The 20,191-nt window shown below is 61.5% G+C and carries 20 protein-coding genes and 1 pseudogene; 12 read left to right on the forward strand and 9 right to left on the reverse strand.

Going from position 1 to position 20,191, the window contains the following annotated elements:
• Positions 1–52 precede the first annotated feature (52 nt).
• The 4 genes from CEJ42_RS20225 to CEJ42_RS20240 all read right to left on the reverse strand — a co-directional run bounded on the left by CEJ42_RS20225 (position 53) and on the right by CEJ42_RS20240 (position 3,969).
• Positions 53–1,156, reverse strand: a complete 1,104-nt coding sequence (locus CEJ42_RS20225) for an alkene reductase (protein ID WP_420840788.1) — start codon at positions 1,154–1,156, stop codon at positions 53–55.
• A gap of 81 nt (positions 1,157–1,237) precedes the next feature.
• Positions 1,238–1,621, reverse strand: coding sequence for a VOC family protein (locus CEJ42_RS20230; protein WP_079216876.1), 384 nt, complete (start codon positions 1,619–1,621; stop codon positions 1,238–1,240).
• Between the two features lie 41 nt (positions 1,622–1,662).
• Complete coding sequence (locus CEJ42_RS20235; RefSeq protein WP_088752313.1) at positions 1,663–3,069, reverse strand: NAD-dependent succinate-semialdehyde dehydrogenase; 1,407 nt, start codon at positions 3,067–3,069, stop codon at positions 1,663–1,665.
• Positions 3,070–3,162: 93 nt separating this feature from the next.
• Positions 3,163–3,969, reverse strand: coding sequence for a helix-turn-helix transcriptional regulator (locus tag CEJ42_RS20240; protein WP_079216874.1), 807 nt, complete (start codon positions 3,967–3,969; stop codon positions 3,163–3,165).
• A 663-nt stretch (positions 3,970–4,632) separates the two neighbouring features.
• On the opposite strand from CEJ42_RS20240, the gene aspT reads away from it, so the two are divergent.
• From aspT to CEJ42_RS20260, 4 genes are all read left to right on the forward strand, one after another.
• The gene (gene aspT, locus CEJ42_RS20245; RefSeq protein WP_079216873.1) at positions 4,633–6,321 is read left to right on the forward strand and encodes an aspartate-alanine antiporter; all 1,689 of its coding nucleotides are present in this window, start codon (positions 4,633–4,635) and stop codon (positions 6,319–6,321) included.
• Between the two features lie 78 nt (positions 6,322–6,399).
• Complete coding sequence (locus CEJ42_RS20250; protein ID WP_088752314.1) at positions 6,400–8,055, forward strand: bifunctional aspartate transaminase/aspartate 4-decarboxylase; 1,656 nt, start codon at positions 6,400–6,402, stop codon at positions 8,053–8,055.
• 120 nt (positions 8,056–8,175) lie between these two features.
• Positions 8,176–8,424, forward strand: a complete 249-nt coding sequence (locus CEJ42_RS20255) for a DUF3297 family protein (protein WP_079219210.1) — start codon at positions 8,176–8,178, stop codon at positions 8,422–8,424.
• Between the two features lie 229 nt (positions 8,425–8,653).
• Positions 8,654–9,796: a PEP-CTERM sorting domain-containing protein gene (locus tag CEJ42_RS20260; RefSeq protein WP_243397909.1), complete on the forward strand. Its 1,143-nt coding sequence runs from the start codon at positions 8,654–8,656 to the stop codon at positions 9,794–9,796.
• Between the two features lie 91 nt (positions 9,797–9,887).
• On the opposite strand, the gene CEJ42_RS20265 is transcribed toward CEJ42_RS20260, so the two are convergent.
• Positions 9,888–10,631 (reverse strand): IclR family transcriptional regulator, encoded by a 744-nt coding sequence (locus tag CEJ42_RS20265; protein WP_088752316.1) that lies wholly within the window; start codon positions 10,629–10,631, stop codon positions 9,888–9,890.
• Between the two features lie 77 nt (positions 10,632–10,708).
• Between CEJ42_RS20265 and CEJ42_RS20270 the strand changes: the two genes are divergently transcribed.
• The 3 genes and pseudogenes from CEJ42_RS20270 (at position 10,709) to CEJ42_RS20285 (ending at position 14,212) form a co-directional block, all read left to right on the forward strand.
• Positions 10,709–11,920 carry a multidrug effflux MFS transporter gene (locus tag CEJ42_RS20270; RefSeq protein WP_088752317.1) on the forward strand — a complete coding sequence of 404 codons (1,212 nt, stop codon included), beginning with the start codon at positions 10,709–10,711 and terminating at the stop codon, positions 11,918–11,920.
• Between the two features lie 240 nt (positions 11,921–12,160).
• Positions 12,161–13,261, forward strand: a pseudogene (locus tag CEJ42_RS25310) (branched-chain amino acid ABC transporter substrate-binding protein).
• 63 nt (positions 13,262–13,324) lie between these two features.
• Positions 13,325–14,212, forward strand: a complete 888-nt coding sequence (locus CEJ42_RS20285; protein WP_088752320.1) for a GNAT family N-acetyltransferase — start codon at positions 13,325–13,327, stop codon at positions 14,210–14,212.
• 110 nt (positions 14,213–14,322) lie between these two features.
• Here the strand turns inward: CEJ42_RS20285 and CEJ42_RS24770 are convergent, their stop codons facing one another.
• The 4 genes from CEJ42_RS24770 to CEJ42_RS24780 all read right to left on the reverse strand — a co-directional run bounded on the left by CEJ42_RS24770 (position 14,323) and on the right by CEJ42_RS24780 (position 17,095).
• Positions 14,323–14,928 (reverse strand): hypothetical protein, encoded by a 606-nt coding sequence (locus CEJ42_RS24770; RefSeq protein WP_129587789.1) that lies wholly within the window; start codon positions 14,926–14,928, stop codon positions 14,323–14,325.
• Positions 14,921–15,151, reverse strand: a complete 231-nt coding sequence (locus tag CEJ42_RS20290) for a hypothetical protein (protein ID WP_088752321.1) — start codon at positions 15,149–15,151, stop codon at positions 14,921–14,923. The genes CEJ42_RS24770 and CEJ42_RS20290 overlap by 8 nt, the downstream gene beginning before the upstream one ends.
• A 44-nt stretch (positions 15,152–15,195) precedes the next feature.
• Entirely contained in the window at positions 15,196–16,152 is a 957-nt protein-coding gene (locus tag CEJ42_RS24775) for a hypothetical protein (RefSeq protein ID WP_129587790.1), read from the reverse strand.
• Between the two features lie 583 nt (positions 16,153–16,735).
• Positions 16,736–17,095, reverse strand: a complete 360-nt coding sequence (locus CEJ42_RS24780) for a hypothetical protein (protein WP_129587791.1) — start codon at positions 17,093–17,095, stop codon at positions 16,736–16,738.
• Positions 17,096–17,469: 374 nt separating this feature from the next.
• Between CEJ42_RS24780 and CEJ42_RS20300 the strand changes: the two genes are divergently transcribed.
• From CEJ42_RS20300 to CEJ42_RS20320, 5 genes are read left to right on the forward strand one after another with little or no spacing between them, the layout of a single operon-like run.
• Positions 17,470–17,895 (forward strand): PAAR domain-containing protein, encoded by a 426-nt coding sequence (locus CEJ42_RS20300; protein ID WP_088752355.1) that lies wholly within the window; start codon positions 17,470–17,472, stop codon positions 17,893–17,895.
• Complete coding sequence (locus tag CEJ42_RS20305; RefSeq protein WP_088752323.1) at positions 17,895–18,407, forward strand: DUF4123 domain-containing protein; 513 nt, start codon at positions 17,895–17,897, stop codon at positions 18,405–18,407. Before CEJ42_RS20300 ends, CEJ42_RS20305 begins: the two co-directional genes overlap by 1 nt.
• Positions 18,391–18,747 carry a hypothetical protein gene (locus tag CEJ42_RS20310; RefSeq protein ID WP_088752324.1) on the forward strand — a complete coding sequence of 119 codons (357 nt, stop codon included), beginning with the start codon at positions 18,391–18,393 and terminating at the stop codon, positions 18,745–18,747. The genes CEJ42_RS20305 and CEJ42_RS20310 overlap by 17 nt, the downstream gene beginning before the upstream one ends.
• Entirely contained in the window at positions 18,747–19,466 is a 720-nt protein-coding gene (locus CEJ42_RS20315) for a Tox-REase-5 domain-containing protein (RefSeq protein ID WP_243397910.1), read from the forward strand. Before CEJ42_RS20310 ends, CEJ42_RS20315 begins: the two co-directional genes overlap by 1 nt.
• Positions 19,384–20,118, forward strand: coding sequence for an Imm52 family immunity protein (locus CEJ42_RS20320; protein WP_088752325.1), 735 nt, complete (start codon positions 19,384–19,386; stop codon positions 20,116–20,118). Before CEJ42_RS20315 ends, CEJ42_RS20320 begins: the two co-directional genes overlap by 83 nt.
• Positions 20,119–20,191: the final 73 nt, after the last annotated feature.

Raw genomic sequence — 20,191 nt, forward strand, 5'->3', positions numbered from 1 at the left:
AAAAAACGCCCGCGATTGCGGGCGTTTTTGTTTGCGGTGCATGGGCCGGGTCTCAGGCCGTCAGCGCCGGATAGTCGGTGTAGCCTTCGGCGCCGCCGCCGTAGAAGGTCGCGCGGTCGGCTTCGGCCAGCGGCGCGTCCAGGCGCAGGCGCTGCACCAGGTCGGGGTTGGCGATGAAGGGGCGGCCGAAGGCCACCATGTCGGCGTGGCCCGACTCGACGGCATCGATGGCCATGTCGCGCTGGTAGCTGTTGTTGGCGATGTACCTGCCGCCGAAGGCCGCGTGCAGCTTCTTGAAGTTGAAGGCGCCGGCGGCGTTGTCGCCGCGCGTCTGGCCTTCCACGCAATGCAGGTAGGCCAGGCCCAGTTGACCCAGCTGCTCGGCATAGTAGAAGTAGGTGCGCTCGGGATCGCTGTCCAGCGGCGTGTCGCCGGCCGAGCGGGTCAGCGGCGACAGGCGCACGCCCACGCGATCGGCGCCCCAGATCTCGGCAACCGCCTTGACTACCTCGACCGGGAAGCGCACGCGGTTCTCCAGCGAGCCGCCGTACTGGTCGGTGCGCAGGTTGGTGCTGTCGCGCACGAACTGCTCCAGCAGGTAGCCGTTGGCCGAGTGCACTTCCACGCCATCGAAGCCGGCTTCCTTGGCGCGGCGCGCGGCGTTGCGGTAGTCCTCCACGATGCGCGGGATCTCGTCGGTCTCCAGCGCGCGCGGCATCGACGGTCGCGCCTGGGTGCGCGATTCGAGGAACACCAGCTCGCCGGCCTGGATGGCCGAAGGAGCCACCGGCGGCGCGCCGTCCGCCTGCAGCGAGCTGTGCGAGATGCGGCCGACGTGCCACAGCTGCACCACGATCTTGCCGCCGGCGGCATGCACCGCGTCGGTGACCTGGCGCCAGGCGGCGACGTGCTCGTCGGTGTAGATGCCGGGCGTGAAGGCGTAGCCGCGGCCCTCGCGCGAGATGTTGGTGGCCTCGCTGATGATCAGGCCGGCCGAGGCGCGCTGGCGGTAGTACTCCACGGCCAGCTCGGTGTGCACGCCGTCCATGCCGGCGCGCGAGCGCGTCAGCGGCGCCATGGCGATGCGGTTGGCGACTTCGATGGCGCCGATGCGGGTGGGCGAGAAGAGGGGTGTTTCATGGGATGACATGGTGATGTTCCTGAAATGTGGGTTCGATAAGGTGTTGCCGATATCCTGTATTGCCTTGATGCAGTGTCTCCTTCCCGCGCCGCACGCTCATGCGCGCATGGGCGTGGGTGCGGAAGTCCCTTGCGGGCTTCCCTGAATCAGTTCGGCCGGCACGCCGTCGGGCGAGCACACGCTGGCCATGTTGCCGTCCAGCGCCGGCAGGCAGACCACCGCGCCGCATTCCTGCAGCCTGCGGCAGGCGAGCCGGATGTCCGGCACCACATAGGCCAGGCGGCAGCCGTTGCGCCGGCGTTCGCGGATCATTTCGATCAGCGTGGCCGCTTCGCCGGGACGCGCCAGGTCGTGCATCGCGTAGTGGCCCTGCGCCAGTTCCACGCGTCGCACCACCTGCACGCCCAGCGCCTGCCGGTAGAAGTTGGCCGATGCCGCCAGCGCCTCGTCGCTTTCCTGTCCTGCCAATGACTTGCCCATGGTTGCCTCCTGGAGGGATGTGCAGCCGTCGCGGAAAAAATTCAGCCGACGGTCCTGGCCCAGACGGCCTGCGCGTTGGTGAACTCGCGCAAGCCGAAGTGCGAGAGCTCGCGGCCATAGCCGCTCTTCTTCACGCCGCCGACCGGGATGCGCGCGTTCGACGCCGGGAAGCCGTTGATGAACACGCCGCCGGTTTCGAAGCGGCGGGCGATGCGCTGGGCGCGCGCCACGTCGCCGGTCCACAGGCTGCCGCCCAGGCCGTAGTCGCTGGCGTTGGCCAGCTCCAGCGCATGTTCGGCATCGTCGGCCACCGTGATGGCGGCCACCGGGCCGAAGGTTTCCTCGTCGAAGGCCGCCATGCCCGGCGCGACGTCGGCCAGCACCGTCGGCGCGTAGTAGTTGCCGGGGCCGTCGAGCTTCTCGCCGCCCAGCAGCAGCGTGGCGCCGGCGGCGATGGTGCGTTCCACCTGCCGGTGCAGTTCGTCGCGCAGGTCGGCGCGCGCCATGGGGCCGATGGTGCTGGACGGATCCAGCGGATCGCCGGCCCGCACGCGGCGCGCGGCTTCGACGAACTTGCGGGTGAATTCCTCGGCGACGGGACGCTCGACGATGAAGCGCTTGGCCGCCAGGCAGACCTGGCCGGCGTTCTGGAAGCGCGCCTCGACGGCGGCCTTCACCGCCAGGTCGATGTTGGCGTCGGCCAGCACGATGAAGGCGTCGGCGCCGCCCAGCTCGAGCAGGCTTTTCTTCAGCGCGCGACCGGCCAGCGAGGCGACGGCCGCGCCTGCGCGCATGCTGCCGGTCAGCGTCACGGCGGCCACCCGCGGGTCTTCGATCACGCCGGCCACGGTGTCGTTGCCGGCGTTCAGGTTGACGAACAGGCCCTTGGGGAAGCCGGCGGCTTCATACGCGCCCTGCAGGGCGTAGGCCGAGCCCATGACGTTGGGCGCATGCTTGAGGATGAAGCCGTTGCCCGAGAGCATGACCGGGCCGGAGGCGCGGATCACCTGCCACAGCGGGAAATTCCACGGCATCACCGCCAGCACCGAGCCGATCGAAAGATACGAGACATGCACCTGGTCGGCGCTGCCTTCGATGGCGACCGGCTCGTCGGCGAGGATGGCCGGGCCTTGGTCGGCGATCCAGTCCAGCGTGGCGGCGCACTTCTCGACCTCGGCGCGCGCGGCGCCGATGGTCTTGCCCATTTCGGCCGTGATCAGCGCGGCCAGCTCGCCGGCGCGCTCGCGCAGCGTGGCCGACAGGCGGCGATAGGCCGCCACGCGCTGGGCCATCGGCGTGGCGCGCCACAGGCGCTGGGCCGAGGCGTTGTCCTGCAGCAGGCGCTCGACTTCAGCCGGGGTCTGGAACGGGTAGGTGGCGATCAGCTCGCCGGTGGCGGGGTTGCGCGAGGTCGCGACGATGACGGGCGAGGATTGCTGGGTGGACATGTTTGCCTCCATGACGGTGAATGACAGTGGAAATGAATTGCACTGGCGTCACTGTAGGCAAATCGGCGCGGCTCAATAAGGCGTCTTGTTATCCTATGAGTGGGAGTCCCCGGCAGCGGGTTTGGGGATGTAGGTCACCAGCGACAGGTCGGGCCTGCCGGTCGGGGTCAGCGCCACGTAGTGGAATTCGATGTGGCCGCCGCCGGGGTGACGCAGCCGTTTTTCGCCTTCGTCGAATCCCTTGACGCTGGTGTCCTGCCACCAGCAGGCGAACTCCGGGCTCAATGCCGACAGCTCCTCCACCATGGCGTCGAACGGCGCCTTGTCCAGCGCCTGCGCGCGGGCGGCGCGGAAGGTGGAAATCATGCCGCGCGCCATCTGCTCCCATTCCAGGATCAGGGTGCGGTAGGGCTGGTAGAGAAACAGCAGGCGCAGCGTATTGCGCTCGTGCGGCTGCAGCGCGCCGTAGTCGACGAACAGTTCGGCGATCGGATCGTTCCAGGCCAGGATGTCCAGCCGCGTGTTGCGGATGTAGGCCGGCAGCGGGATGGCGCGCACCAGCATCTCCAGTCCTTCGCTGACCTCGCCGCCGGAGACCACCGCCGGCGCTTCGCGCAACGACAGCGCGAACAGGTGGTCCGACTCGACCTGGTCCAGCCCGAAGACCCGAGCGATGCGGCGCAGCGCGTCGGCCGAGGGCTGGATGTCGCGTCCCTGTTCCAGCCAGGTGTACCAGCTCACGCTCACGCCTGCCTGCAGCGCCACTTCCTCGCGCCGCAAGCCGGGCGTGCGGCGCGGGCCTTCCGGCAAGCCGAAATCCGCCGGCCGCAGGGCGGCGCGCCGGCTGGAAAGGAAGGCGCCCAGTTCGCGTCGTTCTTCGGGAGTCGGTCTTCTTGGCATGGCGTGCGGGTGGCGGATCTGAACCGGGGACATCGTCGATGAAAGCCCGGGGCTTGTCAAACCTGGCGCGCGTCGCGGCGCCGGTCGGCAAGCGCTGCGCGTCCTCCGTTGTGATCAAAAAGGCAAGTCAGCGCAAGTTCACCTGCGAGCGTGCCGGTTGACGTTCCTGTTTTTATCCAGCATCCTTGCCTCTCGAAATATAACTAGCCACGCGGCAATATTTCTTCTGGGAGATACGATGTCTCGTCCAGTGAGTTCGATCTACTGCCCTAGCAAAATCGCGCGCTTCACCAAAGCAGGCATGCCCGCCGGCGTTCGCCGACCGGTGCTTGCGTGAACCGAATCTGCCACGGGCCGTTCATGACGAATTCAGTTGTCGCTTCCTCTGCAGTCCATCATCGCCAACGCATCGCCAACGCATCGTCACGTGGCGGGCGCACGGGGGCGATGCGCACATCAGGCGCCGTGTTTGCGCGCGCCGACCCGCTGCTGATTTTCTTTCCCTGCGTTTTTCCCGGCGCACCGGCATGGCCGCCTGTGCGATCGCCGGCGCCGCGCCGTCTTTTCCATACCCCCCGTTGCGCATAGAGAATGCAGCAGCGGGCCGGAGGGCAGGGCGCTAGCATCAGTCGAAGGTTTTCACTGTATTGAAAGGTGGTAATCATGGAATGGCTGCACCAGTTATTTTCCCGGTCCCCTGAAATCGCATTGTTCCTGTCGCTTGCGGTCGGCTACTACATCGGCAAGATCCAGTTCGGCAAATTCCAGCTCGGCGGCGTCGCCGGTTCGCTGCTGGTGGCGGTCCTGGTGAGCCAGGTCGGCGTCACCGTCGATCCCGGCGTGAAATCGGTGCTGTTCGCACTGTTCATCTATGCGGTCGGCTATGAGAGCGGCCCGCAGTTCTTCAATTCGCTGGGCCGGCAATCCATCCGCGAGATCATCCTGGCCGCCGTGCTGGCCATCACCGGCCTGGCAACCGTGGTGGTCATGGCCAAGCTGTTCGGCCTGGACAAGGGGCTCGCCGCCGGCGTGGCCGCGGGCGGACTGACCCAGTCGGCCATCATCGGCACCGCCGGCGACGCGATCAACAAGCTGGGCCTGGCCGCGGAAGAGGTGCAGCGGCTGCAGGGCAATGTCGCCGTCGGCTATGCGGTGACGTATGTGTTCGGCTCGTTCGGCGCGATCCTGGTGTGCGTGAACCTGCTGCCGAAGTTCATGGGCCGCAGCATCCGGGACGACGCCGTGCGCGCCGAGACCGCCATGCAGGGCGGCGTGCAGGTGCGCGCGCCCGGACAGGAGGCGGCTGCGCCCGACCTGGTCGGCCGCATCTACCAGATCGGCGAGCATGCCGGCCTGACCATCGGGCAGCTGGAGCAGGAGCATGCCGCCCACGGCATCACCATCGAGCGCCTGAAACGCGACGGCAAGATCATCGAGGTGGCGCCCGAGCTGGCGCTGGAGCCCGGCGACATCGTGCTGGCGGTGGGCCGCCGCCAGGCCATGGTCGGCATCGTGCCGGTGTTCAGCAAGGAGCTCTACGCGGTGGAAGGCATGGAGCTGACCATGGAGCGGCGCGACGTGGTGCTGGCCAACAAGGCCTACCACAACCGCACCGTCGGCGACATCCGCGCCAACACCTCGCAGCAGGTGCGCCACGGCATCTATGTCGTGCAGATCCTGCGCATGGGCAAGGTGCTGCCGATGCTGGACGAGACCGTGGTGCAGTCCGGCGACGTGGTCTCGGTGTACGGCTCCGAGCAGGACGTCAAGCGCATCTCCTCGCTGATCGGCTACGTCGTCGTGCCCAGCGCCAAGACCGATTTCGTCTACCTGGGCGCGGGCCTGGTGGTGGGGCTGCTGGTGGGCCTGCTGACCGCGCGCATCGGCTCCATCCCGCTGACCCTGGGCAGCGGCGGCGGCGCCTTGCTCTCCGGCCTGCTGTTCGGCTGGCTGCGCGCGAAGAAGCAGACCTTCGGCGCCATGCCCAACGGCGCGGTGCAGATCCTGAAGGACCTGGGCCTGGCCGGTTTCGTGGTGGTGGTCGGTCTGTCTTCCGGCCTGCAGGCGGTGCAGACCGTGAAGCAGCAGGGCCTCACGCTGTTCGGCGTGGGCGTGGTGGTCACGGTGCTGCCGCTGATCCTCACCATGCTGATCGGCCGCTACGTGCTGCGCTACGACAACACCGCCGTGTTCGCCGGCGCGCTGTCGGGCTCGCGCAGCGCCAACCCCGCCTTCGGCGAGGTGCTGGACAAGGCCGAAAACGCCATTCCCACCGTGCCCTTCGCCATCACCTATGCCCTGGCCAACGTCTTCCTGACCTTGCTGGGGCCGCTGATCGTCGCGCTCGTGTAAGGCTTTTCCGCGTTGGACTTCCCCCTTTCCGCGCGCGCACCCGCGCGCGGGCATGACACCTAGAAAAGGAGCTGCACCATGGATTTCAGTGATCCCGAGAAGCTGTCCCTGCTGAGCCCGTTCGAACTGAAGGACGCCTTGATCCAGACCGCCGTCCAGAGCAACAAGCTGATGCTCAACGCCGGTCGCGGCAATCCCAACTTCCTCGCCACCACGCCGCGCCACGGCTTCTTCCAGTTCGGCCTGTTCGCCATGGCCGAGGCCGAGCGTTCCTATATCTACATGGACGGCGTGGGCGGCTTCCCCAAGCGCGACGGCATCGAGGCGCGCTTCGAGATCTTCGCCAAGAACAACGCCGGCGTGCCCGGCATCCGCTTCATCGAGGCGGCCGTATCCTATGTGCGCGACCAGCTCGGCATGTCCGCCGGCGACTTCATCTACGAGATGTGCGAGGCCATCCTCGGCTGCAACTATCCGGTGCCGGACCGCATGCTGCGCATGACCGAGCGCATCGTCGGCAACTACCTGCACAAGGAGATGATCGGCACCCATCCCTTCGTCGGGCATTTCGACATGTACGCGGTCGAGGGCGGCACCGCGGCGATGACCTACCTGTTCGGCAGCCTCAAGGCCAACCACGTCATCAAGGAAGGCGACACCATCGCGCTGGGCATGCCGATCTTCACGCCCTACATCGAGATCCCGCACCTGTCGGAATTCAACCTGGTCGAGCTGACCATCGACGCGCCGCAATCCAACAACTGGCAATACACCAGGAAGGAGCTCGACAAGCTGCTCGACCCCAAGGTCAAGGCCTTCTTCCTGGTCAACCCGAGCAACCCGCCCTCGGTGAAGATCGACGACAAGACGCTGGCCTACATCGCCGACATCGTCAAGAAGCGTCCCGACCTGATCATCCTCACCGACGACGTCTACGCCACCTTCGCCGACAACTTCACCTCGCTGTTCGCGATCTGCCCCTACAACACCATCCTGGTCTATTCGTTCTCCAAGTACTTCGGCGCCACCGGCTGGCGCATGGGCGTAGTGGCCACGCACAAGCAGAACGTCATCGACGAGCTGATTTCCAGGCTGCCGGAGAAGACCGCGCGCCAGCTCGACGAGCGCTACAGCTCCATCACCACGGCGCCGCGCACCATCAAGTTCATCGACCGCCTGGTGGCCGACAGCCGCACGGTGGCGCTGAACCATACCGCCGGCCTGTCGACGCCGGTGCAGGCGCAGATGAGCCTGTTCTCGCTGTTCTCCCTGATGGACGAGGCCGGCAGCTACAAGGCCGAGATGAAGCGCATCGTCCTGCGCCGCAAGGAAGCGCTGTACCGCGAACTGGGCCTGCCCATGCCCTACGATGAAAACTCGGTGCGCTACTACCACCTGCTGGACATGGAGTCGCTGGCCGCGCAGATGCACGGCGAGGAGTTCTCGAAGTGGCTGCTCAAGCAGTTGAAGCCCAATGAAGCCTTGTTCCGCCTGGCCGAAGAGACCGGCGTCATCCTGTTGCCCGGCAAGGGCTTCGGCGCCACGCATCCGTCCGGCCGCGTGTCGCTGGCCAACCTCAACGAATACGACTACGCCAACATCGGCCGCGCCATCCGCAAGATGGCGTCCGAGTACTTCGAGCTGTTCACGCAGTCCAAGGCGGGGCGGGTCCAAAAGGGCGGCAAGCAAGCCAAACCGGCCAAGCCTGCCAAAGGCGCCAAGGCCGGGAAATGAGGCGCTGAACACCGGGCGCCCCGATGCGGCGGGCCGCAGTCCGGCGGCCGCATGCGGGGCGGCGCGCCGGGCAGCACGGGGGAATTGTTTTGACCGATTTTATGGCCGATAATGGCGGCCATGAACGATACCGCAAACCGCCCCCAGCTCCCCGATCGCCTCTCGATCGATCCCCGCAGCCCGCACTACAATGCCGCCGTCTTCGAGCACGACGTCGGCATCAGGCTCAACGACAAGGAATTCAACAACGTCGGCGAGTACTGCATCAGCGAAGGATGGATCAAGATTCCCGCCGGCAAGGCGCTGGATCGCAAGGGCAATCCCATGATGACCAAGCTCAAGGGCAAGGTCGAAGCCTTCTATCGGTAAGGCCCGTTCTTCAACCGCAAGCCCCGCACCCGCGGGGCTTTTTTTATTGCCGTAGCGTCTGGAAATCAATGCGTCTTCCCGCCCTGGTCGTGGCGGGAGCGCTCCGGGTTTGCCATTTCCCTGCAGTTTTTCATCCAGGCCTCACTCGGGAATATCCCGATGGGCCACGCGCGATGCTTGCCTTACGATACGCGCGTTCAAGGATGCAGCGCATGAACGCCGATCGGGATTGAAAGCCGATTTCACCGATGGCCAACAGCGGCGCCTCGTCCCTGATATTCACTTCCCCCCGGAACCGCACCATTTGCCAACCGCACAAGCCTTGGCCCGGACGGTTTCGTTTGTCCCGGACGGGAAGCGATGGCCTGAGGCCCGCCTCGTCGCGATGACGCAGCTCAGCCATTGCGCCCATGTTCGTCGCATGAGAAATGCCAGAGAGATGTTTGAAGAACGCCCGAGAAACGATATGCCGAAGCCCAGCAAACCGAGCACCGCCGCAAACAGGTTCATCCAGTGTCTGATCGCCATCTCCTGCATGGCCAGTGCGATCGCTTCGGCCGCGGAGGCGCGCACCATTCTCTTCGTCGGCAACAGCTATACCTATGGACAGAATTCCTCGGTGCGCTACTACAAGGCCGATACCGTCACCGATTTGAACGGCCCGGGCGCCACGGGAAAGACCGTCGGCGGAGTGCCGGCGATCTTCAAGGCGTTCACGGTGCAGGCGGGGCTCGCCTACGCGGTCTCGGTGGAGACCGTCGGCGGCATCGGGCTGGACTATCACTACGCCGAGAAACGGCATGCCCTCGACCAGCCCTGGGACGTGGTGGCGCTGCAAGGCCTGTCGACGCTTGAAGGCAAACAGCCCGGCAATCCGGAAATCCTGAGGGTCTCCAGCAAGAACCTGGTGGACATGTTCAGGGCCAGGAATCCGCGCGGGGAAGTCTGGATGACGGCCGTCTGGAGCCGCCCCGACAAGGTGTATCCGGAAGATGCTCCCTGGCACGGCACCCCGATCGACAGGATGGGAGCGGACATTTCGGTGGCCTACAACGCCGCCGCAAAGAACGCCAACGCCAGCGGCGTGATCGAGATCGGCCTGGCCTGGAACCGTGCCATCGCCACCCGCGTCGCCGGCAGCAATCCCTACCTGGGCATGCCGTCTTCGCAGATCAATCTCTGGTCCTGGGACAATTTCCACCCCAGCGACTACGGCTACTATCTAGAAGCCCTGATGCTCTTCGGAAAAATCACCGGGAAAGACCCGCTGTCCCTGGGCGAAAACGAAGCCGTCGCCGAGGATCTGGGCTTTTCAAAGAGCCATGCGCTTGCCTTGCAGAAGATTGCGCATGACCAGTTGTTGGCCAAATAGCCGATCTCGGCAACGTCTGTAGAAACCGTGTGGCTGGTGATTCGGTGACGCCGGTGCCGGCCACTGGCCGGCGACAGACCCTTCATCAAGATCAGCCCCCAAGCTCCTCCAGCCGGCGTTGGCAATGCCTGACGCACTCGGCCAGCGCCTTCTCCGTCTGGCCGCGTTTTGCGGCGAAGCGCGCAACCGGCAGCACCACCGAAATCGCCAGCTTCACCCCGCGGTAATGGCCGACCGGGAGGCCGACTGCGCAGGTGCCCATCGCATGTTCTTCAAGATCGCAGGAGATGGCGCCGCGGCGGATGGCGTCGACCTGCTTGAGCAGCAGCTCCACCGAACCCAGGGTGTTGGGCGTGAGCCGCTGCAGGTCTGCATTGCCGTAGAGGCTGCGGATCTCCTCGTCGGTGCACAGGGAGAGCAGCGCTTTGCCGTTCGACATCGAATAGGCGGGATAGGCCGCGCCCAGCGCCGGCACTGCGCGGACCGGCTGATCGGAGAGGAAACGGTCCATGAACAGGACCTCGCCGTTGACCAGCGTGGATATGTCGATGGTCTCGTGGGTCGCTTCAAACAGGCCGTACATGTCCGCGCGCAATTCGCGCGCGATGCCCGGGCCGGGCAGTTCGGCCAGGCGACGCAATCCCCAGCCGGGGCGCACGCCACCGGCACCGGCCTGCACCAGGTGTTCCGACTCCAGCGCGTTGACGATGCGTTGCACGGTCGAGCGCGCCAACCCGGTGGCGGCCGCCAGCTGGCCCAGGCTCAGGCCGTCCGGATTGGCCGACACTTCACGCAGGAGCGCCGCCGCGCGAGAGATTACTTGTATGCCTTCCATGTTTGTCCCCGATCGAGTTCAGGTAGATTGTACCGTATTGTGGTACAGTGACTGTATCGCATTGTGGTACATCTCTTATGAAACGTCTTGTCATTCCAGTCACTTCCCCCTTGTTCGTCGTCATGCTCGGCGTGCTCGCGGCCTTGCCGCCGCTGGCCATCGATATCGGCTTGCCGGCGATTCCCAATCTGCAGGCGGGCTTTGGCATCAGCATCGGCGAGGCCACGCAGACGCTGACGGTTTTCCTGTTGGGGTTTTCGATTGGCCCGGTGTTGTTCGGGCCACTGTCCGATCGCTACGGCCGCAAGCCGGTGCTCCTGTTTGGCGTCGGGCTGTTCTCGCTGGCTGCATTCGCCTGCGCGCTGGCCTCGACCATCGGCCAGTTGCTGGCCGTGCGCTTTGCCCAGGGGATCGCCGCCGGCGCCGCGGCTGCGCTGCCTGCTGCGATCGTGCGCGATGTGTTTTCCGGCCGTGAGGCCTTGTCGCGCCAATCCTATGTGGCGCTGGTCATGGGGGTGGCGCCCCTGGTGGCGCCGCTGATGGGGGCGGCCTTGCTGCAGGCGGGCGACTGGAAACTGATCTACGAATCCCTCGGCCTGCTGGGTACCGCCTTGTTCTTCCTCGCCTTTTTCGGCTATGTGGAAACCAAGGACCTGACGGCGAAGGCCAATCAATCCGGCAACGTGCTCAAGGTCGCGGCGGCGGCGTACGCCAGCCTGTTCAGGAACCGGCATTACCTGCTCAACGCCGGCCTCTTGGCGACGACCTTCGGGACAATGTTCGCTTACATCACCGGGTCCTCGGCGGTGTTCATCGACATGCTGGGATTGCCCGGCACCACCTACGGCGCGATCTTCGCGGTGACTGCCGCCGGCACCATTTGCGGTGCTGCCTCCAACGGCCGTCTGGTCAAGGTGCTGGGAGAGGACAAGCTGTTGCGCAGCGGCGTGTGCGGCAGCTTTGCGGTCAACATGCTGCTGCTGGCCTGCGCGCTGTTCGGCGCCCGGTCGCCGGTGCTGATCACGGCGTGTGTATTCGGCAGCAACTTCTTCAGCGGAATCGTGATGCCCAATGCGACCCACCAGGCATTGCACTCGGTGGGCCACATCGCCGGCAGCGCATCGGCGCTGCAACGCTCGCTGCAGTTTCTCTCCGGCGCGGGCGCCGGCGCCTTGGTGGGACTGATCGCGGGGAATCAACTGATGGGGATGGCGATCGTGATGGCGCTGTTCGCCTCTGTCGGCGTCGTGTTGCTGCTCATGAGATCGGGGCGGCAGTTGGCGCACTGAGCTGGCCAGGCAGATGGGCGCGGCCTTGGCGCATCCATGGGGCCGGGTCATTTCCCATGAACCAGGATCGCGTCGCCCTTTCCTGATCCGCGTCGTTCCGATGATCTGCAACAGGTGATCCGCTGCTTTGAGTTAGACTCAAAGCAAGTACCGCTCGCCCCAAGGGTGGACGCTTCGGAGACACCGATGCCGCATGGAAAAACCTTGTGCTCGCGCCTCATCGCCGGTGGCTTGCTGCTGATGGCGTGCTTCACGGCATGTGCCCAGGATGCACGCGTGGCCAGGTTGGGTTACGCCGCGCGACTGAGTGACCCGTTGGCGCAAAGCGCGCAGCAGGGCGTCGAACTGGCGGTGGAGGATGCCAACGCCCAGTCTTTGCGCTCACGCGACAACTGGCGCTTCGAGCTGCTGGCGCAGGATGACCGCAGCAACGCCAACTTCGCCGTCAATGTCGCCAGGTATTTCATCAAGGCGGGCGTCGCCGGCGTCATCGGCCACTGGAGCAGCGACTCGGCACTGGCGGTGGCGCCCTTGTATGAGCAGGCCAACATCCCGCAGATCAATTTCACGTCGACCAACAGCCAGCTCACCGCGCAGGGATACACGCAGATATTCCGCATGGTGGGCGGCAGCGACGACGTTGCCGCAACGATGGCCGATGTTGCGCTCAGCAGCCTGCAGAGCAAGAACCTGGTCGTCATCGGCAATGCCTCATCCTAAAGCCGGGCCTTGAGCAAAGCTTTCCTGGCGCAAGTGGTCGAGCGTAGCGGCCTGGTCGTATCCAGTCTGTTCGTGAGTCGCAACACGGCAGACTTCAACGCAGTCCTCAAGTCCGCCATCGAGCAGAACGCCGACCTGATCGTGTTTTCCGCGCAGTTCACGCAGGCGCATGATTTTCTGAAAAGCGCCAGGCGCCTGGGTGTGAAAACCCGCATCCTGATGGTGGGCGGCGCCAGCAATGTAGACTTCTCGGCCGAAGACAATGGCGGTCTTTATGTTCTCGAATATGACGTCCCACAGGAGAACTGCGCCCGCTGGAAAAGCTTCGAGCAGCGATTTCATACCCGCTTTGGCGCGCCTCCCAGCACCTACGCCCGCTACACTTACGATGCCGCCACCATGCTGGCGCAGGCCGTTCGACTGAACAACTCTACCGACGGCCAGTCGATTGCCGCGGCGTTGCGCAAGATGCACTTTGTCGGCCTGGGCGGCGACATCGAATTCGACGCCGCCGGCAAGCTGCTCAAGCCAACCTATACCCTGTATCACGCGCAGCGGGCGCAATGGCGGGTAGTGCGTTTCTATCCGGCAGAGGCGCATCCGCCGGCACGCTGCAATTAGGCGATGCGTGCCTGCTCGGCATGATGCTCCTGTCGCTCACTCATGTTCAGTTGGAACTGAAGAATGCTGAATCATATTCAAAAAGCGGGCACCAAAGGCCACACCACCTTGCGGCCCATGCGCGCAACTGACCTGGAGGCGTGCCATGGTTTGAGCCAGCATCTGAAATGGCCACATCGGCTGGTCGACTGGCATTTCCATCATGCAGTCAGCCGCGGGTGGGTAGTTGAGCGGGAAGTTGACGATGTGGGCCGAGTGACATCGGGCAGCGGCATGCTTCACCAGTGCGGCCCCGATCACGCTACGCTGGGATTGGTCATCATCAGCGATGCGCTGCAAGGCCAGGGCCTGGGGCGAGCCCTGATGCAGCAACTGCTGGCTGACGCCGGTGAGCGTGGCGTCATCCTCAACGCTACGGCGGCCGGGCGGCCACTCTATGAAAAGCTGGGCTTCCTGGTTGTCGACACGCTGAGTCAGCATCAGAGCGCCACCGCGAAGGCGCCGCAGTTACCACTGGCGCCAGGCAGCCATATCCGGGCGCTGCTGGCCGAGGAAGTGCCGGCGCTGCTGGCCCTGGACCGCCACGCCAGCGGAATGGACCGTAGCGCCCTGCTAACGGCCCTGCTCAAGTTCGCCGAGGTGGCGGTTCTGGAAAGGGATGGCCAGATCGACGGCGTAGCGCTTCTGCGCGCTTTTGGACACGGTCACATGATCGGCCCGGTGATTGCCATCAATCCTGAGGATGCCAGGACATTGATCAGCCATTGGGTCAACGTCCGCCCTGGCGCCTTCCTGCGCATTGATGTTCCGGGCAAGAGCGGCCTGAAGCCTTGGCTGCAAGACATCGGTTTAAGCTGCGTGGACGATGTGGTGACCATGTGCCGAGGTCGCCAGCCTCAGGGCGGCGCACAGTGGCGCACCTATTCCCTCATCAACCAGGCGCTGGGTTGATACGCCGGCCAACCTACCACTGGCATTAAAAAGTGGAGGCTATCCCAATCGAGAAGGTGTGCATGAAGAAGTAGATTACGTCGGTTCCTGGCCGATAGTCGACTCACGATCTACAAATCGGTTTTAGACCTGCTGATACTGCGTCCGATCATATAACCAGCGATAGCCGCCAAGAGAGAGACAAGCCATTGTTCTTTGCTATCGAGATAGTAAGGCGCCAAAACGGTATTTAGTGCTAACCAAGTCCCCCCAAAGGCAATCAGAGCACTGATGACACCATATGTGGTGCGATCGAGCGGCGTCATGTTGGTCTTTGTACTCAAAGACGGTTTCTTATTCAATGGCGAATCTAACTGGCAATTCTTCAACCGGAAATTGAAATGCAATGTCCTGTCCCCCACAAGCCACTTAACAGGAGTTTCTGGTCCGACATTGGCTGCCCAGGTCGGAGGGGAAGATGGATAAACCTCTGCAACTTGGCGATCGTCAATCTCGACGCTTAATCGATCGTTAGTAGATGAATACTGTAGGAAATTTGATTCACATATTGTTAATAGCAGGGTTCCCATCGTAGCTTTTGAGTCAACCTCATAGATGGCTTGAAGCTGGTTTGCCTGGTCATCAGCAGAACAGCAGGCTTGGCGGAGAACGTTGATTCGCATGCTTAAATTAATAAGGTGGTCGGCTTCTGGTCGATCGCAGACATCATTATCCAATCAACTCCAGTTCAATATCCAGCGGTTGAAAAGCTATTAGCCATTGAGTAATTCCGGCATCGTCACTGCATTCCAGCTCATAGCCAGGCGGTTCTGTATAGACCTCGATGATTACTGCAATATCACCTACAACGGGCAAACGCAGATTGAACTGGTCTTCCACCGCCTTAGGCGGCACGTTCCATCCCTTCAGCTTCACCACATCGTATTGTTTGAATTTCATTTTTTCTTTCGAGGCGGATGGCGGCTATTGGCCGGTTGCGGATATCAAGCATCGCTTTCTGGAAACGATATCCACTTCTCCTGTTCGTCGATTCTATAGACCACCGGGTAAGGCGGAATCGAGACGTCGACAATGTTCGGCCACAAGATTTTGACGTTCAAACAATATCGCGGCAGTAGCAAATAGCGCCGATCCGTAAGATCAATGACAATGGTCTCTCGCTCTATAGGTTTGGCCATCCATGAGAACGCAACGTAGCGGGAGTCGGATGAAATATAGATCGGGCTGCCCCATGCCAAGCCAGGGAAAGGTGCTCCGTCAATTCTGATGGAATGATAAGAGTCTCCGTGCGGAGGTTCGCCGACATACAAAAACTCGAACTCATGGCGACCGTCGGGAGTGCTGAGCACAAAATCTCCCATAGAAAATGAGGACTCGAGATTCACCTTGTCGAATGAAATTCTCGTGACCGCCAATCGTCTTTTTTCCAGTTCCTCCAATATGAATTGACCACGTCGTGCCACGGACGCTGAAGCGTCTTTGGAGAAACGAAGAGCCAAAGCCCGGACTGGAAACGCTGGGTCGTTCATTTTCCTGACAAGTGCCTCTGACGCCACGTTTCGCACAGTGGCGGAGCGATCCCGCGCAGCAGTATTCATGTCTGTCATCAACGACCGAGCGATGCTCAGGGACCTCGATTCATGGACATGTTCCATGCGACCTTCGCAGTACCGTATGTCTACCCATTCCCAGCGAGTACCAGCGACCCACGTAGCCTCGCCAGCCAGCAAAGTTCTGTATGCCTTGGCACGTACGGCGGGTTGAACAGCACGTTGCGCAATTTCCTCCAGATCACCGTCTAAAGCGGGCGTTCGTAAAATCTGGCTCAGAATCTTGACCATTGGCCCCGTTGGGGAGGAAATGATCCTATTCCTGAGTTCATCGGCAACTCCTTCCACCGCGATGAGATCAGTGATGGTCTTTTTCGCTAATTCGTCCATTCGTCCCCATGAGGACCATGTGGGGAGTACAGAGCACAACGCATCCGCAATGTGTCGAGGCATGGTGTATTTCGCACAGACCGGTATCATTGCCCGAGCCGCAGACCTGACTTGCTCAACCCAATCGTTCAGGCGTCGAACAGCAAGCGTAAAAAGAAACCCATTTGGCGCAGTTGTATTTAATTTCCACACGGCGTGTTCACGAACATGACCATTGGCGCTGCAGAGGTCTGTCCAGTTCAAAGGCGGTGTGGGAATGGCCTTGTTCTCCTGAAAAAACAGAAATAGTGAGCGTAATCTACCGGTCCTTACACTTGGAGGCGCTTCTCTGACGAACCAGAGTTCCTGGCGAATTATTTGCTCCCAGCGAGCCATGCCTGATAGGGGCAAAAGATTCGTTATGTGAATGAAGTCCGATCTTTCGCTGGCCCCGTCGATTGTAGTTCTTCGTCGTTCTGCCAAGATTGCGACGCTTGCTCGCAGCCGATCTTCTATGGTTGGATTCTTTTTTATAATGATCAGTCCTCAATTCTTCATGTGGAAGGTGCTCAAATTAGAAGAATAGCAAGTCTGCTTCTGGCCGTTAGCCGACCTGCCAATCATAGGTTTCACCTTCATCGCCTACAATTTCTGCCCCCAGTGCGGTAGCGAGTTTGGCTGCTGCAATATGTGCAGGGTCACTCGCCATGCTAATAGTCGCGGTCGCTCTAAATGAAATCTGGCCACGCACGAAATGAAAACATGTCGCCCATTCCCCTGACTCTAAAAGAATCTCTGCGACGCCATCACGGTTGGCCATGGAAATGACTTCCCCAGTTGAAGGATTCACGGCGGACGAGTCATTATTGGCGAGCCTAACGCCATCCAACTGAATCACTGCGGTCTGCCACTCCGCGATGGTCAGTTCATGTGACCTTCGCTCGATGTGAAGTTCGTAAGCCATTTTTCTTCTTTATTTGAGTTGTTATCAATGGATAACCGGCAGCACCGTTTCATGCAGTCTGCTTCTGGCCGATACCGGTCGTTCAATTCTGTGCAGACTACCAAAAGTAAAGCCCACACATGTGGGCCTTTTCACAGTCACCCGAAGAGATCAAGGACCGTAGCTCGCGGCATTACCCATACCACTGGGTGCGACGCTGATAGCTGCGCCGGGCGTCGCGAGGTGGCCACCCGTCTGATAGGCGCCGCCTCTTCCGGCATTCCGATGCACCCAACATTGAATTCCCACAAAATGGGAACCTCGGTCATTCTTCCAAGTCGAATCGCCTCATAGATGCTCTGGTGCAATTGCCTAAATCTGAGTGCGGAGTGAGCGTGAGCCGATCCTTCATTGTTGTTGGTGATAAGACAAGTCACGGCGGTACCGTCATCACCGGCGACCAGTCATTTCTTCTTTATGGCAAGGCGGTTGCCCGTGTGGGCGATCTGACCACATGCCCCAAATGCAAAGGCACCTACCCCATCATCAGTGGGGCCGGCGACATGAATTCGCTCGGACAAGCCCCTGCGCGCGAAGGTGATCGCACGGCCTGTGGAGCGACCTTGATTTCCAGCCAAGTACTGGTCTCCCACGCCGAAAAAACGACCTCGGGCCCCACGGCCCATGCTGACGCCAGCATCGCACCTATGGCCACCGCGGCAGCGGCGCCCTCAGCCGCAGTACTGAAGGATAGCGGAATTTGCCTGAGCTGCATGGCCAAGGCCGCCACAGCCGGTGCATCGATGATCGTGCGCGACTGATGATAGCCGCCGACCTCATAGCTCGCCTGGAAGCGCTGCGCATCGATCTGCCCGACCTTCGTCTGCACGCACTCATCGATGGCCTGCTGTATCACCACAACCCGTCGCATGCTCCCCTTCCTGGCCAGTCAGGCGTCTTGTCGCTGCTGGCTGGCACGATCGACGACATGCTTTCTGAGGCAGGTCCGTGGCTCATCGACCCGCAACATGCCACGCCCGGGCTGTGGAGTGCCGTCGAGCGACTTGAAGCCAAAGCTCCGGCTGTGACATGGATCATTTCGCCAATGGCGATCGATGCCCTTGGCGCCATGTTGGGTGATCGCCTGAACCTGCGATTGCCTGATGATCGGATTGCCATGCTGCGATTCTGGGATCCACGCGTGCTCGCAACGCTTGGTCGAGACCTGAATGAGGCGCAACGCCGCGAATTCTTCGGCGACATCGTCGAGTGGCACCTGCTGCTCGATGGTCGTCGCGTCCATATTGCCCGCCACCATGCTGACGCTCACTGACGCCCAATACCAGACCTTCCTGGCACGTGATACACAGAATTTCGTGGCGGCCGTGGCCGACCAGTTCCTGGTCAAGCGACCGGAGATGCTGGCCGATCCCGGGCGCACCGAAATCATTGCGCGCATGCAGACCGCCTACGACACTGCGCAACAACTCGGCTTCACATCCACGCCCCACATGGTTTACATGATGTATCTCGAGGCCGACGGCCCGGGTATGTTCGCCGACGAGATGATCCGCCATTACCTGACTCGACCAGGCGCCACGCCAGAGCAACGGCTTGACGATTTCGATGCGCTCTTGAAAGAGTATGCACGGCGCCTGAAAGGAGAAAAATAATGGTAGGCATAGCAATCAGAATCGGGACGGTGGTCGCCGAACGTGCCGCTCCCTATATTCTTCGTGCGTTGCCGCCAATTCTCGGTGGAACTGGCGGTGTTATTGTCGGCGATCAGCTATCAAAGGAACTGGAGAATAAGCAAGAAGAAGCAAGCCGGGCAAAATCATCTCCAATCGCCAAGGCCGACGCAAGTGTTCAGTCCAAAGAGAAGTGCGAAGCCTGCCCACCCATGGCGGGCGTACCTATTACCAAGAACTTCAAAGAGCATAGATCCTGGATGGACTACCAGTTGCGCATCACAGGCATGCCATCAGGCCCCGGCTTCTTGACGGAATGGTTGTATGCACGTAGGGAATTCGATGGTTTCAAGCCGGCTGAGTGCTTGCTGATAGAGACGAAAGCTGGTTACGATCAGTTTTTTAATGACGATGAGGAATTCGATTATCCGTTCCAGCGGGGGATCATGAACAAGATGTTGGGGCAGGTACGTGACCAGAACGATGTTGCCGTGCCTCGCCCCCCCCGTACAACTCCGATGGTACTTTATGGAGCCGTCTTCTTATGCTTATATGCGGCCGCTGATCTTGCGTATTTCACCTACTATTCAAGTCGTCTACGAACCCTAAGTGTCCGCTATGAATCGTTATTCCATCGAGATATTTTTTCCTGCGCCAATGCATGCCGTCACGCTGGAGCAGAGGCTACATATTGCCTATGAATTGTTCTCCTGCCTCGGGAGATACGATCCACTTTTATTAGCCAAAGAATGGCTTGTGGCGACAGGAGATAGAGATGGTTCTTTTCGCTATCCTGCATTCGAGAATGACAAACCAAGCACCGCTCTTCTCGCCTACTACAACGAACAGAATCGCGGTAAGGCGGCAGATGATGCACGCCACATTACTTTATGGAATGGACAATTAGAACGAGGTTTGGGGGCGTCTTTCACTGATCAATACAATCATAAACGCAGTGAACCAGAAAATATCAGCTTGGCAGTGCACGACATTGGGCGCTGGAAAAATTGGGAAGCCGCTGCCGACGTCATCAAGACCAGCGTAAATCTGTATAAACCACGTGCCATGTTTATACAGCCGGCGCGTTACGAACCGGTATTCCTCGATAAGCCAAGCGTAGGCTGGATGCTGTATCTGCCTCGCGTATTGACACCAAGCGAGGTACCCGAGGCCCGCCACCTCGAGCCCGTGCTGGATGCTGACGGCAAGCGCCTGGGCACGATCGTGATCAGCATCACCGATGGCATCCTTGACGTGAACAACCCTGAGCACATCAACCTTGCTCATGACATCGAGATCCGCCTCGCCGATCAAGACCTGCTGCCGCGATATCCACTACTGTCAACGCAATGAGACAGGAGCAGCGTTTTCCCGCCCCGGCCGATGGCTGATCGAGATGCCGAATACTTGTGAGAAGCAGCTCTGT

Origin of the sequence: Herbaspirillum robiniae, from assembly GCF_002213415.1 — a bacterium.
GTDB lineage: Bacteria > Pseudomonadota > Gammaproteobacteria > Burkholderiales > Burkholderiaceae_D > Herbaspirillum > Herbaspirillum robiniae.

Coding starts and splice junctions, on each gene's coding strand:
- CEJ42_RS20230 (WP_079216876.1), bottom strand. CDS start 1,621: ATGGGCAAGTCATTGGCAGGACAGGAAAGCGACGAGGCGCTGGCGGCA.
- CEJ42_RS20235 (WP_088752313.1), bottom strand. CDS start 3,069: ATGTCCACCCAGCAATCCTCGCCCGTCATCGTCGCGACCTCGCGCAAC.
- CEJ42_RS20240 (WP_079216874.1), bottom strand. CDS start 3,969: ATGCCAAGAAGACCGACTCCCGAAGAACGACGCGAACTGGGCGCCTTC.
- aspT (WP_079216873.1), top strand. CDS start 4,633: ATGGAATGGCTGCACCAGTTATTTTCCCGGTCCCCTGAAATCGCATTG.
- CEJ42_RS20250 (WP_088752314.1), top strand. CDS start 6,400: ATGGATTTCAGTGATCCCGAGAAGCTGTCCCTGCTGAGCCCGTTCGAA.
- CEJ42_RS20255 (WP_079219210.1), top strand. CDS start 8,176: ATGAACGATACCGCAAACCGCCCCCAGCTCCCCGATCGCCTCTCGATC.
- CEJ42_RS20265 (WP_088752316.1), bottom strand. CDS start 10,631: ATGGAAGGCATACAAGTAATCTCTCGCGCGGCGGCGCTCCTGCGTGAA.
- CEJ42_RS20270 (WP_088752317.1), top strand. CDS start 10,709: ATGAAACGTCTTGTCATTCCAGTCACTTCCCCCTTGTTCGTCGTCATG.
- CEJ42_RS20285 (WP_088752320.1), top strand. CDS start 13,325: ATGCTGAATCATATTCAAAAAGCGGGCACCAAAGGCCACACCACCTTG.
- CEJ42_RS20290 (WP_088752321.1), bottom strand. CDS start 15,151: ATGAAATTCAAACAATACGATGTGGTGAAGCTGAAGGGATGGAACGTG.
- CEJ42_RS24775 (WP_129587790.1), bottom strand. CDS start 16,152: ATGGACGAATTAGCGAAAAAGACCATCACTGATCTCATCGCGGTGGAA.
- CEJ42_RS24780 (WP_129587791.1), bottom strand. CDS start 17,095: ATGGCTTACGAACTTCACATCGAGCGAAGGTCACATGAACTGACCATC.
- CEJ42_RS20305 (WP_088752323.1), top strand. CDS start 17,895: ATGATAGCCGCCGACCTCATAGCTCGCCTGGAAGCGCTGCGCATCGAT.
- CEJ42_RS20310 (WP_088752324.1), top strand. CDS start 18,391: ATGCTGACGCTCACTGACGCCCAATACCAGACCTTCCTGGCACGTGAT.
- CEJ42_RS20315 (WP_243397910.1), top strand. CDS start 18,747: ATGGTAGGCATAGCAATCAGAATCGGGACGGTGGTCGCCGAACGTGCC.
- CEJ42_RS20320 (WP_088752325.1), top strand. CDS start 19,384: ATGAATCGTTATTCCATCGAGATATTTTTTCCTGCGCCAATGCATGCC.